At 64.8% G+C, this 16794-nt stretch carries 15 protein-coding genes and 2 pseudogenes; 10 read left to right on the top strand and 7 right to left on the bottom strand.

The features are described from left to right. Positions 1-212 (bottom strand): hypothetical protein (locus G3O01_RS06465; protein ID WP_205803685.1); only part of this gene is annotated, 212 nt, incomplete at its 3' end. A gap of 300 nt (positions 213-512) precedes the next feature. Between G3O01_RS06465 and G3O01_RS06460 the strand changes: the two genes are divergently transcribed. Beyond that, positions 513-980, top strand: a complete 468-nt coding sequence (locus G3O01_RS06460; protein ID WP_205803684.1) for a hypothetical protein — start codon at positions 513-515, stop codon at positions 978-980. Positions 981-1018: 38 nt separating this feature from the next. On the opposite strand, the gene G3O01_RS06455 is transcribed toward G3O01_RS06460, so the two are convergent. Continuing rightward, positions 1019-1864 (bottom strand): aldo/keto reductase, encoded by an 846-nt coding sequence (locus tag G3O01_RS06455; RefSeq protein WP_205803683.1) that lies wholly within the window; start codon positions 1862-1864, stop codon positions 1019-1021. A gap of 166 nt (positions 1865-2030) precedes the next feature. Here G3O01_RS06455 and G3O01_RS06450 point away from each other — a divergent pair, with 166 nt between their 5' ends. After that, on the top strand, positions 2031-2777 hold the full coding sequence (locus G3O01_RS06450) for a GntR family transcriptional regulator (protein WP_205803682.1): 747 nt from the start codon (positions 2031-2033) through the stop codon (positions 2775-2777). Between the two features lie 16 nt (positions 2778-2793). On the opposite strand, the gene G3O01_RS06445 is transcribed toward G3O01_RS06450, so the two are convergent. Then, positions 2794-4188, bottom strand: coding sequence for a CoA transferase (locus G3O01_RS06445; protein WP_205803681.1), 1395 nt, complete (start codon positions 4186-4188; stop codon positions 2794-2796). Positions 4189-4306: 118 nt separating this feature from the next. Here G3O01_RS06445 and G3O01_RS06440 point away from each other — a divergent pair, with 118 nt between their 5' ends. Beyond that, positions 4307-5539 carry a citrate synthase family protein gene (locus G3O01_RS06440; protein WP_205803680.1) on the top strand — a complete coding sequence of 411 codons (1233 nt, stop codon included), beginning with the start codon at positions 4307-4309 and terminating at the stop codon, positions 5537-5539. A 22-nt stretch (positions 5540-5561) separates the two neighbouring features. On the opposite strand, the gene G3O01_RS06435 is transcribed toward G3O01_RS06440, so the two are convergent. Continuing rightward, on the bottom strand, positions 5562-5873 hold the full coding sequence (locus G3O01_RS06435; protein WP_205803679.1) for a DUF2917 domain-containing protein: 312 nt from the start codon (positions 5871-5873) through the stop codon (positions 5562-5564). Positions 5874-6073: 200 nt separating this feature from the next. Here G3O01_RS06435 and G3O01_RS06430 point away from each other — a divergent pair, with 200 nt between their 5' ends. The 3 genes from G3O01_RS06430 (at position 6074) to G3O01_RS06420 (ending at position 10623) form a co-directional block, all read left to right on the top strand. Then, positions 6074-7486, top strand: a complete 1413-nt coding sequence (locus G3O01_RS06430; protein ID WP_205803678.1) for a PLP-dependent aminotransferase family protein — start codon at positions 6074-6076, stop codon at positions 7484-7486. 107 nt (positions 7487-7593) lie between these two features. Then, a complete protein-coding gene (gene mdtD, locus G3O01_RS06425; protein WP_205803677.1) occupies positions 7594-9063 on the top strand; it encodes a multidrug transporter subunit MdtD in 1470 nt (489 codons plus the stop codon). 285 nt (positions 9064-9348) lie between these two features. Continuing rightward, complete coding sequence (locus tag G3O01_RS06420; protein ID WP_205803676.1) at positions 9349-10623, top strand: EAL domain-containing protein; 1275 nt, start codon at positions 9349-9351, stop codon at positions 10621-10623. Here the strand turns inward: G3O01_RS06420 and G3O01_RS06415 are convergent. Continuing rightward, positions 10579-11539: pseudogene (locus G3O01_RS06415) on the bottom strand (sigma-70 family RNA polymerase sigma factor). The gene G3O01_RS06420 and the pseudogene G3O01_RS06415 sit on opposite strands and share 45 nt — an antisense overlap. A 158-nt stretch (positions 11540-11697) precedes the next feature. On the opposite strand from G3O01_RS06415, the gene clpP reads away from it, so the two are divergent. Continuing rightward, a complete protein-coding gene (clpP, locus tag G3O01_RS06410) occupies positions 11698-12351 on the top strand; it encodes an ATP-dependent Clp endopeptidase proteolytic subunit ClpP (protein WP_205803675.1) in 654 nt (217 codons plus the stop codon). 15 nt (positions 12352-12366) lie between these two features. Here clpP and G3O01_RS06405 read toward each other — a convergent pair whose 3' ends face one another. Then, positions 12367-12978: a TetR/AcrR family transcriptional regulator gene (locus G3O01_RS06405; protein ID WP_205803674.1), complete on the bottom strand. Its 612-nt coding sequence runs from the start codon at positions 12976-12978 to the stop codon at positions 12367-12369. A gap of 48 nt (positions 12979-13026) precedes the next feature. Between G3O01_RS06405 and G3O01_RS06400 the strand changes: the two genes are divergently transcribed. Beyond that, positions 13027-13626, top strand: a complete 600-nt coding sequence (locus G3O01_RS06400) for an isochorismatase family protein (protein WP_205803673.1) — start codon at positions 13027-13029, stop codon at positions 13624-13626. 85 nt (positions 13627-13711) lie between these two features. Continuing rightward, positions 13712-15025 (top strand): NYN domain-containing protein, encoded by a 1314-nt coding sequence (locus tag G3O01_RS06395; RefSeq protein WP_205803672.1) that lies wholly within the window; start codon positions 13712-13714, stop codon positions 15023-15025. 67 nt (positions 15026-15092) lie between these two features. Here the strand turns inward: G3O01_RS06395 and G3O01_RS06390 are convergent. Next, positions 15093-15255 (bottom strand): annotated as a pseudogene (locus G3O01_RS06390) (4Fe-4S dicluster domain-containing protein); the annotation flags it as partial. 167 nt (positions 15256-15422) lie between these two features. Between G3O01_RS06390 and G3O01_RS06385 the strand changes: the two are divergent. Beyond that, positions 15423-16742 (top strand): MFS transporter, encoded by a 1320-nt coding sequence (locus tag G3O01_RS06385; protein WP_205803671.1) that lies wholly within the window; start codon positions 15423-15425, stop codon positions 16740-16742. Positions 16743-16794: the final 52 nt, after the last annotated feature.

Raw genomic sequence — 16794 nt, 5'->3', positions numbered from 1 at the left:
GTAACGGCGGCGCTGGCAGTGGCGGCTGCGGCTGTGGCGGTGGCAGCGCCGGCGGTCCCAGCGGTGGTCCCGGTGGCGGCTTTGGCGGCGGTTTCGGTGGTGGTTTCGGCGGCGGCTTTGGAGGTGGCTTCGGTGCCGGTGGTTTCGGTAAAGGTGGCGGCTATGGCGGTGGCGCCGGCTCGGGCGGCGGTCACGGCGGTGGCAACGGACACTGAGAGCGCATGGACGGCGCCCCCCGCGCCGTCCTCACTCGACGACAACCACGTAGCGCAGACGCTTCCGGGCCAGCGCAGGCGGTGACGTTTCGATCCCCCGGTCGGACGTCACCGCCAGGGCCGGGCGCATCGACGAACGATATCGACAGAATCGACCGGGCAAAACGAGCCGGCACATTTACGAACACGAACAGGAACAACGAGAGCGGTCCGGGCAAGCAGCGAAGAAAAATGCGTCGGAACCAAACCGCCCTCCTCGCCTCATATCAATTCAACCTTCGATATGAGGCTTCTTACATGCAACGACACCTCCCCCGCCCCGTTGCACGCATCGCTTCGGGCTTGCTGATGGTTTGCCTGGCCGGCGGTGCGTCGCTGGCTTGGGCGCAGACTGCAACGCCAAACACTGCAGCGAACGCGGCGCAAAGCCAGGCATCGCCTCCCGTCGATCCCACCTTTTCCGCGTGGTCGCTCGCGCAATCCTGCCAGCAGAAGGCCGATAACGTTGCGCACGGCCAGTGTGTCGGCGCGATACGCGGCATCATCCACGGCTATCAGTACGGCGTGCTGTTCCTGAGCCAGCGCACGTCGCTCGCGGCGAAGGAAACGCAGCGCGTGTCCTTGTGCCTGCGTGACGTGCCCGTCTCGACGATCGTCGACGAATTCGTGCAGGACGCGAGCCAGGTCAGCGCGGATTCGCTCAAGCGCACGCCCGCGGAAGTGGCCGTGCTCGGCTCCGTGCACATGCATCACGCGTGCGACTGATCCGCTAATACGGCGCGCATGACAAGCGCGCCGCCCGCTCACAGCATTTCGAGCGGCCGCTTGCTGCGCGGCGGACGAAAATGCGCGTCGATCGCGGCAAGATCGTCGGCGGAAAGCTGCAGGTCGAGCGCGCGGCGGTTGTCGCGCACGTGTTCGATGCGTCCTGACTTAGGAATCGCGAATACGTTGGGCTGGCGCAGCACCCACGCCAACGCGATCTGAATCACTGAGGCACCATGCGCGGCGGCGATATCGTCGAGTGGCGAGCGCTTCGGCAGGCGCGCGTGATCGACGGGGCTGTACGCCATCGCGGGCATCTTGCGGCCCGCAAGCCACGGCAGCAGATCGTATTCCGGCCCGCGCCGCGCGACGTTGTAGAGAATCTGATTCGTCGCGCATGCATCGCCGTGCGGTACATCGACGAGTTCTTCCATATCGTCGACATCGAAGTTGCTCACGCCCCAGTGCCGTATCTTGCCGTCGCGGCGCAATGCCTCGAAGGCCGCCACCGTTTCTTCGAGCGGCACCGAACCGCGCCAGTGCAGCAGATACATATCGATGCGATCGGTCTTCAGACGCTTCAACGACTGCTCGCACGCATGCTGCACGCCGCGTTTGCTCGCGTTATGCGGATACACCTTGCTGACGAGAAACACATCGTCGCGCACGCCGTGCAACGCTTCGCCGAGCAACGATTCCGTCGCACCTTCGCCGTACATCTCCGCTGTATCGATCAGCGTCATGCCGAGTTCGATGCCACCGCGCAGCGCTTCGATTTCAGCCTTGCGGCGCGACGGATGCTCGCCCATCTCCCACGTGCCCTGCCCCAGCTTCGGAATGCGTTCGCCGTCCGGCAGCGTCACGCTGGCGATGTCGTTCGTCATGATTGCGTCCTCGCAGATGGTGTCGTGAAGATGCGCCGCATCGCAGCGGCCAAGGCAACGAGTGTAGCGCTTCGTCGCGGCACGCATTGGCGTCCCGGCAAAACCCCGCTATAACGCGGCGCGCCGATGTCTTAGAATTGCCGCTTGCCCTCCTTGCGTCCGTCACATGAACCCAGCCTCGGAAGACCGTTGGCGCGATCTGCGCCCGGACCCGGAAAACGATACGCCGCTGTATCTCCAGCTCGCCCGCAAGCTCGGCACCGCGATCCACGAGAACCGCTGGAACGCAGGCGAAGCGCTTCCATCGGAGCGCGTGTTGTCGGATGCGCTCGGCGTGTCGCGCATCACGGCGCGCAAGGCGATCGCGCTGCTGGTCGAACAGGGTTTGATTCGCCGCTCACAGGGCGCAGGCAGCTTCATCACGCCGCGCTATGAAGATCCGCTGTCGCGTCTGTCGAGCTTCAGTGAAATGCTGCGCCGACGCGGCTTCACGCCGAGTTCGCAGTGGCTCTCGCGCGAGATCGTGCCCGCCAATCGCGATGAAGTGATCCAGCTCGGGCTATCGCCTGCTGCCGCCGTGACGCGTCTGCGGCGTCTGCGTCTGGCGGACGGCATCGTGATGGCCGTCGAAAACTCCACGTTTCCGGCTTCGATCATCCCCGACCCGCAGGCGATCGGCGATTCGCTGTACACGTATCTGGAGCAACGCGGGCTGACCATCGTGCGTGCGTTGCAGCACTTCCGCGCGGTCAACGCGAGCGACGAGATCGCGCAGCAGATGAGCATCGCGCCGAACGACGCGCTGCTGCTGATCACGCGCGTCGGCTATACGGCCGATCAGCGCGCGATCGAACTCACCGATACCTACTGCCGCAACGACTACTACGACTTCGTCGCCGAGCTGCGCAAGTAGCAAGCAGGCGGGCGGCTCAGTCTTCCCAGCGCGGCGCGTCGGTGCCGATCGGCACGGGCGGCCGTGCATAGAACGCGTGCGTCTCCGACATCCGTTCGGCGGGCGCCGCCGCCGTCACGCGGCCGAACGGCGAATCGACCTGATGCAGACCGTCCTGCACGTCGTCGAATTTGACATCCGGCACGCGCCAGCCGTCTTCGATCTGTCCCATCGATTGCAGCCAGCGGCCCGTCTGCGCCAGCGATAACCGCACATGCCAGCTGCCGCCTTCCTGCGCACGGCGCGCGAGCGCGACCATCGCGCCGAATGCAGCGAGATAGCCTGTCGCGTGATCGAGCGCCTGACACGGCAGATGCTTCGGCCCATCGACACCCGCCGCACGGCTCTCCGTGTACGCGATCCCGCTTGCCGACTGCACGAGGCTATCGAAGCCGCGCCGCATCGCCCACGGTCCTGCATGCCCATACGCTGAAATCGACACGCACACGATGCCGGGACGCAGCCGCGCGAGCGTATCGGGATCGAAACCGCGCGTGGCGAGCGAGCCGGGACGGTACGCCTGCAGAAATACATCCGCTTGCGCGGCCAGCGCCTGCAATTGCTCGCGGGCCGTGGCGTTGCGCAGATCGAGTGTCGCGGAGCGCTTGCCGCGCCCGTTGTCGATGACGAGCGGCGCGATGTTCGGCAGATGCGGCCCGTTGATCAGCAGCACGTCAGCGCCATGTTGCGCGAGCGCGCGTCCTGCAACGGGACCCGCGATGATGCGTGACAGATCGAGCACGCGCGTGCCCGACAACGGCCTCAGCGCGTCGCCACGTCCCGGCGCTTCGGGCGGCGCATCGCCTATCCGCTCGATTTCCAGCAGCGGCAGATTCGCGATCGCCTTCGCCTGATCGAGCGCGGCCCATTCGCGCGGCGAGCGGATTAGCGCAGCGCACAGTCCGGCGTCGGCAAGCGTCTGATCGAGTTGCGCGCCGTCCCAGCGGCGTATCGCTTCAGCGACCGCGCCCGGATCGCCATCGCAACCGAGCACCTTCAGCACGCCCTGCAGATGATGTGCAAAGTTCGTATGCAACTGGATCCAGCGGCCGTCGCGTGTCGCGTAGAAGCCGGTGACGGGATGGCGCAATTCCGCAGGCAAGCCATCGTTCACGCGCAGATAACGCTCGCTGCGAAACGCAATCAGCGCGCGCCGCACGTTCACGTCGACACGTTGCATGCGGCCCGTGCGCAGCCGGAAGCAGTCGGCGGCCGCAAGCGCCATCGCCGCGATCGACGCACTCGCGAGCGTGCCGACACGAAACACCGAAGGCAACGCAGGATCGTTGCCGTCGATCGATACATGTTCGAGCAAGGCCGGATCGCAACCGGCAACGGACCACAGATGATCGAGCGCGAGCTGGGGCGTCATGATGGGCTGGCTTCCAGAAGAAAATCGACGTAATCCAGTCTAGTTTTGCGCTTCGTCATGATCAATCTTGATTAATATAATCAATATATATTCGTTTCTTTGGCTTTCCGCCTTCCATATGTCCACGCCCCGCTATCTGTCCGCCGACGAAGCCGCCGCGATGCTCGGCATCAGTGTCACGACGCTCTACGCGTATGTGAGCCGCGGCATGCTGCGCTCCGTGCCGGATGCGAACAGCAAGCGGCGGCTTTATGACACCGACGAAGTTCGCCGGCTCGCGCGCCGCAAGGAAGACGGCAAGCGCGCGGGCAAGGTCGCGCAGAAAGTGCTGGATTGGGGCGTGCCCGTGCTCGAATCGTCGATCACGCTGATCGCGCACGGCAAGCTGCTGTATCGCGGGCGCGATGCAACTGAACTTGCGCGCACGGCCACGCTGGAAGACGTCGCGGCGTTGTTGTGGGAATGCAGCGCGCGGCGCATCGCCGAAGCGCCCGCCGCGCCGATCGCGGCTGCGCAATGGTCGGCATGGCTCAAGCTGTGGAGCGACAGCGCGCCGCTCGATCGCGCGCTCGTGCTGTTGCCTGCCGCCGCCGCGCAGCTACCGCGTGTCTGGGCGCTCGGCCGGGACGCGCAACTCGACAATGCATGCGCGCTGATCCGGCTGCTGGCGAGCGCGATGACGTCGGCGTCTCCGTCGAACGAACCGCTGCATAAACAGCTTGCCAGCGCCTGGAGTGTGCGCAACCGCGCGCAGATCAATCTGTTGAGGGCCGCGCTGGTCGCGTGCGCCGATCACGAACTGAACGCGTCGACCTTCACGGTGCGCTGCATCACGTCGACAGGCACGCATCTGTTCGGCGCCGTCGCGGGCGGGCTGGCCGCGCTATCGGGGCCGAGGCATGGAGGGGAAACGGCTCGGGTGGCCGCGTTGCTCGACGAAGCTGCGCGCGCCGCCGATCTCGACCGCTATCTGGCGACACGGCTCGCGCATCACGAACTGGGCGCGCCAGGCGCGGTGATCTCGGGCTTCGGTCATCCGCTGTATCCGGATGGCGATCCGCGTGCGCGGCTCCTGCTCGAACTGCTCGATGACTGCGCGCCGGCCCGTTCGCCGCTCGCCGACGTGCAGCGTCTCGCGCGTGCCGTGCGCGACACGACGGGCGCCGAGCCGACTGTCGATTACGCGCTCGCGGCCATCGAGCGGGTGCTCGGCCTGCCCGTCGGCGCAGCTTTCACATTGTTCGCTGTAGGCCGCGTGACGGGCTGGATCGCGCACGCAATGGAACAGACAGCCGACGGCCGCCTGATCCGTCCACGCGCCCGATACATCGGCGCGTACGAAATCGACTGATTCGACAACGCGGTCAGGTGCTTCAGGCCGTGACCAGCCAGCGCGGCATCCACATCCAGCGCGGCGTGCGCCGGCGCTCGACGCGCACCGTGTCGGCCGCACCGCTCGTGACCGTCAGCGAGAGCCGCACGCCATCGCGCCCCGCGCTGAGCCACGCCACTGCGCCGCGCTTCAGTTCAAACGATTCGCCGGCGGCAAGCCAGTAGTCTTCGGCGTCGCCTTCGACGGTCAGCCAGAGTTCACCTGCCAGCACGTTCACGGCCAGCGGCTGCGCGACCCGCCACGCGCTGGCCGGCTCGCCGTGTTCGAGTTCGAAAGTACGGATTTCACGCATCGCAGTGCTCCTTGAAGTGCTTTTTCGCTTGCATCCATTATTGACGTGCGATGATGACTGTCACATGCACAGTCCTGAACAGTTTCAAAAGAACTGTACAGTCAGAAAACCTGACAGTTGCCGGTACTTCGACCGTGACAGCCGCGACAGGCGGCTGCCAGAACCGAAGCACGCGAAGAAAGCAGGAAGGAATAGACGCGATGAAACTCGACATCGAACTGAACCGCGACAACGGCGTGCCGCTCACCGAGCAGATCGTGAGCGGCGTACAGGAATGGATCCGTTCGCGCACTGCGCATCCCGGCGCGAAGCTGCCGTCGATCCGCCAGTTCGCCACCGATAACGACATCAGCCGCTTCCCCGTGATCGAGGCTTACGACCGGCTGGTATCGCTCGGCTATCTGGATTCGCGGCCCGGCTCCGGTTTCTACGTGGCCGAGCGGCATCGCGGCTCGATGAGCGGCCAGGGCGCGTCCGACCCGCGCCGTGCCGAAGATGAATCGACGCATATCCTGCAGCAGTTCAATCATCCGGGCGAATCGCTGAAGCTCGGCAGCGGCTTTATTCCCGAGGCGTGGCGCGACATGGACAGCCTCGCGCAGGCGATCCGCCACGTGTCGCGCACCGACGGCGCGAGCATGATCGATTACGCGACGCCGCTCGGCAACGCGACCTTGCGCGAACATCTGCAGCAGCGCGTCGCGCAGCTCGGCATCGAAGCGGAAGCGTCGCAGATCCTGATCACGATCGGCGCAAGCCAGGCGATGGATCTGCTGATGCGCTACCTGCTCAAGCCCGGCGACACGATCTTCGTCGAAGATCCCGGCTACTACAATTTCAACGGCCTGCTGAAGCTGCACGGCGTGAATCTGATCGGCATTCCGCGTACGCGCAGCGGTCCCGATCTCGATGTCTTGCAGGCGCAATTGCAGCAGCATCGGCCGAAGCTGTTTTTCGTCAACTCCGTTTTTCACAACCCGACGGGCACGACCGTCGCGCCGCCCGTCGCGTTTCGCCTGTTGCAGCTCGCACGCGAGCACAACTTCAAGATTCTCGAAGACGACATCTATGCGGACTTCCAGATCGATCTCACCGACCGCCTCGCGACGCTCGATCAACTGGAACATGTGATCTACATCGGCGGGCTGTCGAAGACGCTGTCGTCGTCGCTGCGCATCGGCTATGTGATCGCGGACCACGCGACCATCAAGGATCTCGCCGACATCAAGATGCTGACGAGCATCGGCGGCTCGCGCTTCGCGGAAGCCGTGACCGTCGCGCTGCTCGAACGCGGAATGTATCGCAAGCATCTGGACCGGCTGCGGCGGCGCATGCGCGATGCGCTCGGCGCGACCGTGCAGACGCTGGAAATGAACGGCTGGCAGGTGTTCGAGAATCCGTTGGGCGGCAAGTTCGTGTGGGCGCGCGTGCCGCATGTCGAGAATGCGGAGCGTCTCGTCGAATGCGGCGCGCCGCTCGGCGTGACGGTCGCGCCCGGCAGCTACTTCCGCCCGAACACGGAGCCGAGCCCGTGGATACGCATCAACGCCGCGTTTGCAAATGATCCGCGTGCAAGGGCGTTTTTCGAGGCGGCTGCAAGGTTGAAAGCGTGATGCACGCGCCGGGCGCAACGATTGCTGCCCGTGCAGGCTGGGACGCCGTCCATCCCGCTTTTTCCTTAGAATGACGTCTCCCCGCCCAGCCGCCCTGCCTCTGCTACATGTCCGAATCGACCGAATCCGCCTCTGCCGCCGCCAGCGACCGCACCGCGAAAACCGCGCCCACTGCCCGCTCGCTGACGGTGATGCTGTGGATCGTCGCGACGGGCTTCTTCATGCAGACGCTCGATTCGACCATCGTCAATACCGCGCTCCCCGCGATGGCGAAAAGCCTCGGCGAACTGCCGTTGCGCATGCAATCGGTCGTGATCGCGTATTCGCTGACGATGGCCGTGATGATTCCCGTCTCCGGCTGGCTCGCCGACAAGCTCGGCACGCGGCGCGTGTTCATGAGCGCGATCCTCGTGTTCACAGTCGGCTCGCTGCTATGCGCGAACGCGCAAACGCTCACGCAACTGGTGATTTTCCGCGTGCTGCAAGGCGTGGGCGGCGCAATGCTGCTGCCCGTCGGACGCCTTGCCGTGCTGCGCGTGTTTCCCGCCGAACGCTATCTGCCTGCGCTGTCGTTCGTCGCGATTCCAGGGCTGATCGGACCGCTGATCGGGCCTACTCTCGGCGGCTGGCTGGTGAAGATCGCGTCGTGGCACTGGATCTTCCTGATCAACGTGCCCGTCGGCATCGTCGGTGTGATCGCGACGTTTATCTTCATGCCCGACAGCCGCAACCCGGACACCGCGAGGTTCGACATGAAGGGCTATCTGCTGCTGGTGCTCGGCATGGTGTCGATCTCGATGGCGCTCGACGGCCGCACCGAATTCTCGATCCAGCAGGCGACCATGCTGATGCTGCTGATTCTTTCGCTTGGCTGTTTCGTTGCCTACGGATTGCATGCAACGCGTGCCCCCAACCCGATCTTCTCGCTCGATCTGTTCAAGATCCACACGTTCAGCGTCGGCCTGCTCGGCAACCTGTTCGCGCGGATCGGCAGCGGCGCGATGCCGTATCTGATTCCGCTGCTGCTGCAGGTGAGCCTCGGCTACAGCGCGTTCGAAGCCGGCCTGATGATGCTCCCCGTCGCCGCCGCCGGCATGACGTCGAAACGCCTCGTCACGCGGCTCATCATGAAGTACGGCTACCGGCGCGTGCTCGTGTCGAACACCGTGCTCGTCGGCCTCGCGATGGCGAGCTTCTCGCTCACCAGCGAGCATCAGCCGCTGTGGCTGCGGCTCGTGCAGCTGGCGTTCTTCGGCGGCGTCAACTCGATGCAGTTCACCGCGATGAACACGCTGACGCTCAAAGACCTCGGCACGGGTGGCGCGAGCAGCGGCAACAGCCTGTTTTCGCTCGTGCAGATGCTGGCGATGAGCCTCGGCGTCACCGTCGCGGGCGCATTGCTGACGACCTTCACGGGCCTGATCCCGAAAGTCACCGCGGCCAATTCACTGCCCGCCTTCCACGCGACGTTCCTGTGTGTCGGGCTGATTACGGCGGCGACCTCGTGGATCTTCGCGCAGCTGTCGGCGGATATCCGGCAGCCGACGCGACGCGCCGATCCGTCGGAACGCACCTGAGCCATCGAGCATGCAGTGCCTCCGAGGCGGAACCTTAACGGGGCGCGCGCCGCACCATCGATGTGCGCTCCGCGCGCGACGCGCATGACAACGCCGGCGTTCCCGGCGCACAATCGCAGGCGCAGCAGAGCAAAGCGCCGTTAGCACCGCGCGATCAGCGCATCGTGAAGCGCGCGCCCGCGGCGTTTTGTCGTGCGCATGTTTCTTGCTGGCCTATCCTGTAAACTTGTATTTTTCGCGCATTTGCGCGCGGCTTGCCTCGCTTCTCAACCGATGACCGACACGATGAGCATGATCGAACTCGATCCTCCCGGCTTCCAGCCTCCGCGCCCCATAGCAGGCGATGAAGGCTCGCGCCGCACCGTCCGGTATGGCGGCTACACGGTTTTCAGCGTGTTTCAGCCGGTTTTCTCGGTTTCGCACCGTCGCGCGATCGGTTATCACGCTTCGCTGCGCGCGCACGACGAGAACAGCAAGCAGGTGCCATCCGCCGAAGTCTTCACACAGGCCGCGCGGCGCGGCGATCTGCTCGAACTCGGGCGGCTCGCCGAATCGCTGCATCTGGGCAACTTCAACGCATTCGACAGCCACGACGAGTGGCTTTTCCTGAGCCTGCACCCCGCCGCGCTGATGGACACGAGCTACGGCGACGCGCTGCTTGCGGGACTCAAAGCGCTCGGCCTGCCGCCGCAGCGCGTGGTGCTCGAAGTGTCCGAGCAGGCAGGCGGCGAAACGACCCGCTTCGCCGAAATCATCGACGCGCTGCGCAAGTCCGGCTTCCTGATCGCGCTGGACGGTTTCGGCGCGAAGCATTCGAACATCGACCGCGTGTGGAATCTGCGGCCCGATATCGTCACGCTCGACCGCTGCATCCTTGCGCAGGCTAGCGAGCACTCGCATATCGAGCGGGTGCTGCCGGGCATCGTGTCGATGCTGCACGAATCGGGACAACTCGTGCTGATGGGCGGCCTCGCCACCGAGCGCGACGCGCTGATCGCGCTCGAATGCAATGTCGACTTCGTGCAAGGCACGTTCTTCGCCGCGCCGAGCGTGGAACCCGTTGGCCGTCAGGCGACGGTGAGTCTGATGGATCAATTGTCGGCGGCGTTGCGCGAGCGCGTGGCGGCACGCGAGCGCGCGCAGTCCGAGCGGCTCGCGCCATTCGTCACGGCGCTTGAAAGCGCGAGCGCGCGCCTTGTCGAAGGCGAAACGATGGCGGACGCGACCGCGCCGCTGCTCGAACTGCGCGAGACGGCGCGCTGCTTTCTGCTCGACGGCTCGGGCCGTCAGATCGGCGACAACGTGCTGCCGCCGGGCCGCGCATCGCAGCGCGCAAAGCGCTTCCGGCCGCTGCTGCACTCGGAAGGCGCAAGCTGGGAACGCCGTCCGTATTTCATCCAGGCGGTGCGCGCGCCGGGTCAGGTGCATCTGACGCCGCCCTATCTGTCGATCAACGAGGCGCACCTGTGCGTGACCGCGTCGATCGCCGCGGAAACCTCGCGCGGGATGCAGGTGCTATGCGTCGATATCAACTGGGAAGTGGCCGCGCATCGTAACTGATGCAGGCCTGGCTGCTGACGGGCCGCAGCAGTTGCAGCACGGCTGCGCGTCCGAACACGCGCGTCGCGGGCGCGAGCCGTATCGCGCCTGTCACGATCCGCAACGCGACGATACGCTCGTCCTCGCCAATCGAAATATCCAGCAGCGCGTCGATGTCGCCGTCGCGCATCAGCGCCACGGCGCGCATGCCGTTCATCGTCACCGTTTCCATCTCGTCGCCACGGCCGCGCATCGACAGCGTGGTTGCCGCCTGTTCGGCCGTCGCGACGGCATCGACGGTTTCGGGCGCATCGCTGATCACGCTCGGTACGTCGCAGAAGAGCCGCACCAGTCCCACGCGATCCTGCGCTTCCATCGCCGCCCGCAAGCGCTCGACGATGCGCGCATGCGCGGCGGGATCGGCGCGTTTTGCGGGGACGCCTTCGCGCTGCAGACGCTCTTTCGCGCGATGCACCATCTGCCGGCAGTTCGCGGGCGATTTGGCGAGGATTTTTGCGATCTCCGCGTAGTCGCAATCGAAGGCTTCATGCAGCACGAATGCCGCGCGTTCTTCAGGCTTGAGTCGCTCGAGCAGCAGCATCACGCCGTACGACATCTGCACGGCCTGCAACGCCAGATCTTCCGGCGATGGCGCGAGCCCTTCGATCCACGGTTCCGGCATCCAGCCGCCCGCGCGCGTCGTGCGCTCGATCTGCAGATGACGCAGGCGGTCGATCGCAAGACGAGTCGTGATCGTCGTGAGCCACGCGGCTGACGAGCGCAGCTCGCTGGCGTCGGCGGCGTGGTATTTGAGCCAGGCGTCCTGTACGACATCTTCTGCTTCCGCGCGGCTGCCGAGCATCCGGTACGCGAGCGCAAAGAGCCTCGCGCGCATCGACTCGAAATCCGCCGACTTCTCTCTGTCCATCTGTTCCATGCGGGCCGCTCCTGTGGCGTTGTTGTCGGCTAGACGCGCCAGCCGCGCGCAATGTGACACGTCGACGCAAAAATTCTCTTGTCACGCACGGTCGAGCCTTCGCGTCATGCGACTGAAACCCGCTTCCGCGGGCCTTTCAGTCAATCCGCGAGGAACGCATGCATCGACAATTCACTTCCCCCGCCGCTTCCGGCTTCAATCTCGTGCCGACCGTCATCGAACAATCGAGCCGCGGCGAGCGCGCCTATGACATCTATTCGCGCCTGTTGCGCGAGCGGATCGTGTTTCTGGTCGGCCCCGTCAACGATCAGTCGGCGAGTCTGATCGTCGCGCAGTTGCTGTTTCTGGAATCGGAGAACCCTGACAAGGATATTTCCTTTTACATCAACTCGCCGGGCGGCTCGGTGTACGACGGGCTCGCGATCTACGACACGATGCAGTTCATCAAGCCCGATGTATCGACGCTCTGCACCGGATTCGCGGCCAGCATGGGCACGTTTCTGCTCGCGGCAGGCGCGCCGGGCAAGCGCTTCGCTTTGCCGAACGCGCGCATCATGATTCATCAGCCTTCGGGCGGCGGCCAGGGCACGGCGTCCGACATCGAGATTCAGGCGAAGGAAGTGCTGTATCTGCGCGAACGGTTGAACAGCGTGCTCGCGGAAAGAACCAGCAAGAGCATCGCGCAGATCGAGAAGGACACCGATCGTGACAACTTCATGTCAGCCGACGCGGCGAAAGCATACGGACTTGTCGACGACGTGCTGACAAAACGCGAGCCGACCTTCGTCGAACCCTCGCGCCACGCAATGTAGCTTTCCTCAGACGTCTCAGCGCAGGCGCGCGGCAAGATACGACGAAACGACCAGCTTGTACTCTTCGACCAGCGCCTTGCGATCTTTCGGTTTGGCAGCCGCGTACAGCGGATTCAGGCTCTTCACGACCTGCAGCGCGACTTCGGCGACGCGGTACGCGTCGTCGTCCGACAGCGCCGGACTGTGGCGCTGAAACAGCTCGGCGAAGCGGCCGCGCAAGCGGTTGCGCGCAGCCGCATCGCGCCGGAAATTCAGCGACACCGACAGCAGCGGCAGATACGCGGGCCGCGCCGCCATAAAATCGATCATCAGCGCGAAGATGCGTTCGACCAGTTCGTCGACGTCCCAATCCTGCGCCGCTTCGCCCAGCGCGCTCCATTGCGCGTCCATTTCGTCGCCGTAGCGTGTACGCAGCGCGAAAACAAGCGCATCCTTATTCGGGAAATACTGGTAAACAGCGCCGATCGACGCGCCCGCGCGCTCGGCGATCGCGGTCATCGTCGCGGCGTCGAAACCGCGCTCGGCGATCACTTCGCCTGCGGCGTCGAGCAGCGCATCGACGCGCTTTGCTGCGCGCTCCTGCTGGGGCACGCGCCGTACTTTTGGATTATCTGAGGCGAGACTCATGTTTTTCGCTTATCATGACATGAGGGCATCCTCACATATAGGTGACACATGACGCAAGCACTTTCCATCGATCCGCGCAGCACCGCCATCGTGCTGATCGATCTGCAGCACAGCAATGTGGGGCGCCAACTGGCGCCGCATTCCGCCGCCGACGTCGTCGCGCGTTCCGTGCGCGCCGCCGATGCATTGCGCGCAGCGGGCGGCACGGTCGTGTTCGTGCGCGTCGATGTCGCGCAACTGCTGTCCTTGCCCGCCGACGCGCCGCTGCGTCCGCGCGACGCGCCTGCCCCGCCGCCGCAAGCGTCCGATCTCGTGCCCGAATGCAATCTGCAAGCCGGCGATCTCGTCGTGACGAAGCGCCAGTGGGGCGCATTTTTCGGCACCGATCTGGAACAGCAATTGCGGCGCCGCCACATCCGCACGATTGCGCTGACGGGTATCGCGACCAACTTCGGTGTTGAATCCACGGCACGCGCGGCGTTCGATCAAGGTTACGAACTGATCTTCATCGAAGACGCGATGTCAGGCCTGTCGGGCGAAAGTCATGGCTTTCCGGTCGAGCATATCTTTCCACGCATGGGCTTCGTGCGGTCGACGGAGGAATTCGTCAGCGCGGTGGCAGAAAGCGGGACGTTTGGCGGCGCATAGCGCATTGAAGTCAATCACCGTGCAAATGCTCGATCGACGCCGCGTTGTGTGAGACGATCGAGCCTGCACTTCATTGGAGAAGCATATGGCGTCATCCCAGGATACCGTCAGCATGGCGCTGTTCTGTGATTTCGAGAACGTCGCGCTCGGCGTGCGCGATGCGAAATACGAAAAATTCGACATCAAGCTCGTGCTCGAGCGGCTGCTGCTCAAAGGCAGCATCGTCGTGAAGAAAGCGTACTGCGACTGGGACCGCTACAAGGGCTTCAAGGCCGCGATGCACGAAGCGAACTTCGAGCTGATCGAAATTCCGCATGTGCGTCAGTCCGGCAAGAATTCCGCCGACATCCGCCTCGTCGTCGACGCGCTCGACCTTTGCTATACGAAGTCGCACGTCAATACGTTCGTCATCATCAGCGGCGATTCGGATTTCTCGCCGCTCGTGTCGAAGTTGCGCGAGAACGCTAAGCAGGTGATCGGCGTGGGCGTACAGCGCTCCACATCGGATCTGCTGACCGCCAACTGCGACGAATTCATCTTCTACGACGACCTCGTGCGCGAGAACCAGCGCGCCGCTGCGAAGCGCGACAACGCGAAGGCCGCGCAACAGGCGGCACAGCAGGCGTCCAGGCGCGCGCCCGATGGCGAGAAGCGCAAGGAAGACCTCGAAACGCGCAAGACCAAGGCCGTCGATCTCGCGGTGCAGACCTTCGACGCGCTCGCTTCCGAGCGAGGCGACAGCGGCAAGATCTGGGCATCGGTGTTGAAGAACGCGATCAAGCGCCGCAAGCCCGATTTCAACGAGACGTACTACGGTTTCCGCGCGTTCGGCAATCTGCTCGAAGAGGCGCAGTCGCGCGGGCTGCTCGAAGTGGGCCGCGACGAAAAGTCGGGCACGTTCGTGTATCGCAGCGGATCGTCGGCTGTTGCTGCAACGGTCGAGTCCGCGCCGCCAGCCGAAGTGTCGACCCCGCGTGATACAGGCGACGAATGGGCGGCGATGCCTGCTGCCGCTGAGATCGTCAGTGTCGAAGAAGCGGCTGTCGAAACGGACCTGCCGGCCGAAGACGCAGTCGAAGCTGCATCGACAGGACATGCAGAGAACGGCAAGAGCGATACGCGACGCAAGGGACGCGGCACGCGCAAGCCTGCTGCAAAGAAGGCGAAGAAAGCGAAGACGGAACGCTCGGAACCGGTGACGGCAGAAACGGGGGCGTCGCAGCCCGCCGACGTGCCGCATGTCGTCGAACACGTCGCTGCGTCTGAATCCCCGCTGTCTTCACCTGAAACGGAACATGCGGCGTCGGAAGCACCCGCGGCAAAGAAGAAGCCGTCGCGCAAATCGGCGGCGCGCAGCCGCCGTCCTCGCAAGACGGAATCGACGACCGACGTGGAGTGAACGACACTTCATTTGAAAACGCCGCTCATTCGAGCGGCGTTTTTCTTTTGGCGCGACACAGTGCGCGTCACATGTTCGGATAGCTCGGACCGCCGCCACCCTCGGGCGTCACCCACGCGATGTTCTGTGTCGGATCCTTGATGTCGCATGTCATGCATGTGGAAACAGTTCTGCGCGTTGATGTGCGCACGTGTTCCGTCCTCTTCGCTCCTGATGAACTCATAGCTGGCGCCAAGGGCTTTCCCTTGCCCACCTGATCCGGGTGGTACCGGGCGAGCAACGCCCGCCGTACTGTGGCCGTCGATACGCTGCCGCCGTCTTTCCCGAACGCGCCGGCACGCATGACAAAGCAAGGAGACGACATGCTCATCTGGCAGACCTGCATCCGGGGTGGCTCATGAACCATCCGACCGCCCTGCCGCCGCGCGCGGCCTGGACCCTGACGCTGATGCTCACCGGTCTCTACACCGTCAATTTTCTCGACAAGGTCGTGCTCGGCATGGTCGCCGTGCCGCTGATGGCCGAACTGCATCTGTCGCCGGCACAATTCGGACTGGTCGCCGGCAGTTTCTTCTGGCTGTTCTCGGTGTCGACGATCGTCGTCGGCTTCGCGTCGAATCGCGTGCCGGCGCGCTGGCTGTTGCTCGCGATGGGCGTGAGCTGGGCGGTTATTCAGGTGCCGCAAGCGCTCGCCGGCAGCGCAGTCGCGATCCTCGTCTGCCGCGTGATACTCGGCGCCGCCGAAGGCCCCGCGTTCTCGACCTCCGTCCACGCGATCTGCACATGGTTCCCCGACCACAAGCGCAGCCTGCCGATTGCCATCGTCAGCCAGGGTGCCGCGCTCGGGCTGCTGCTCGCCGGTCTGCTGATCCCGCTCGTCACACGCACATGGGGATGGCGGATGAACTTCTTCGCGCTGTGCGCGATCGGTCTGCTGTGGAGCGTGGCGTGGCTCGCCATGTCGCGCGAACGCCGGGAACGCGGCCCGAACGCAGCGGCAGCGGCGACCCGGGCAGCGCGCGAGGATGCACACGCAACTACAGCAACCGCCCGGCTTCCCTACCGCACCATCCTCACCGACCCCTCCATCCTGTCGATCTTCCTGCTGGGCTTCTCCGCGTACTGGATGCTCGGTCAGAACCTGACATGGCTGCCGAGCTACCTCGAAAAGGGACTCGGCTTCGATGGCATCGATGCGGGCCGCTGGATTGCCGTGGTGATCGGCGTCGCATCGCCCGTCAATATCGGCCTGAGCTGGCTATCCGAGCGCATGCTGGCGCGCGGCGCAACGACGCGCTTCGCGCGCGCGCAATTGCTGAGCGTGATGGCGATGGCGGCGGGCGCGCTCTTCATCGCGGTCGCCGTGCTCGATCTGCCGCCCGTCGGTAAAACGCTGCTGTTTGCGCTCGCGGGCGCGCTGCCCACGCTCTGCTTCCCGCTCGCACCCGCCCTGCTCGCCGAAGTCGTCCCCGAAAGCCAGCGCGGCGCCATCGTCGCGATCTACACGGCTATCGCGAGCCTCGGCGCCGCCGTGGCGCCCGCCGTCATGGGCCGCATCGTCCAGAACGCCGGCCACCCGGCCAGTCATGCCTACGAGAGCGGCTTCGTGATTGGCGCGGCGCTGCTCTTCGTCGCGGCGCTCGCTGCACTGCGCTGGCTTCACCCCGAACGTTCGAACCGCGTGCTGAGCGCCCGAATCGTGCCCGTCTCCGCGTGACGCGCCGCCATGCGTCTGCCGCGCTCATGCGGCGGACGCGGGATCAATAGCT

The organism is Burkholderia sp. Ac-20365 (genome assembly GCF_017104715.1).
Taxonomy (GTDB): domain Bacteria; phylum Pseudomonadota; class Gammaproteobacteria; order Burkholderiales; family Burkholderiaceae; genus Paraburkholderia.
The sequence above is the reverse complement of the archived record's forward strand: the minus strand, read 5'-3'. Positions and strand labels throughout refer to the sequence as shown.

Coding starts and splice junctions, on each gene's coding strand:
- G3O01_RS06460 (WP_205803684.1), top strand. CDS start 513: ATGCAACGACACCTCCCCCGCCCCGTTGCACGCATCGCTTCGGGCTTG.
- G3O01_RS06455 (WP_205803683.1), bottom strand. CDS start 1,864: ATGACGAACGACATCGCCAGCGTGACGCTGCCGGACGGCGAACGCATT.
- G3O01_RS06450 (WP_205803682.1), top strand. CDS start 2,031: ATGAACCCAGCCTCGGAAGACCGTTGGCGCGATCTGCGCCCGGACCCG.
- G3O01_RS06445 (WP_205803681.1), bottom strand. CDS start 4,188: ATGACGCCCCAGCTCGCGCTCGATCATCTGTGGTCCGTTGCCGGTTGC.
- G3O01_RS06440 (WP_205803680.1), top strand. CDS start 4,307: ATGTCCACGCCCCGCTATCTGTCCGCCGACGAAGCCGCCGCGATGCTC.
- G3O01_RS06435 (WP_205803679.1), bottom strand. CDS start 5,873: ATGCGTGAAATCCGTACTTTCGAACTCGAACACGGCGAGCCGGCCAGC.
- G3O01_RS06430 (WP_205803678.1), top strand. CDS start 6,074: ATGAAACTCGACATCGAACTGAACCGCGACAACGGCGTGCCGCTCACC.
- mdtD (WP_205803677.1), top strand. CDS start 7,594: ATGTCCGAATCGACCGAATCCGCCTCTGCCGCCGCCAGCGACCGCACC.
- G3O01_RS06420 (WP_205803676.1), top strand. CDS start 9,349: ATGAGCATGATCGAACTCGATCCTCCCGGCTTCCAGCCTCCGCGCCCC.
- clpP (WP_205803675.1), top strand. CDS start 11,698: ATGCATCGACAATTCACTTCCCCCGCCGCTTCCGGCTTCAATCTCGTG.
- G3O01_RS06405 (WP_205803674.1), bottom strand. CDS start 12,978: ATGAGTCTCGCCTCAGATAATCCAAAAGTACGGCGCGTGCCCCAGCAG.
- G3O01_RS06400 (WP_205803673.1), top strand. CDS start 13,027: ATGACGCAAGCACTTTCCATCGATCCGCGCAGCACCGCCATCGTGCTG.
- G3O01_RS06395 (WP_205803672.1), top strand. CDS start 13,712: ATGGCGTCATCCCAGGATACCGTCAGCATGGCGCTGTTCTGTGATTTC.
- G3O01_RS06385 (WP_205803671.1), top strand. CDS start 15,423: ATGAACCATCCGACCGCCCTGCCGCCGCGCGCGGCCTGGACCCTGACG.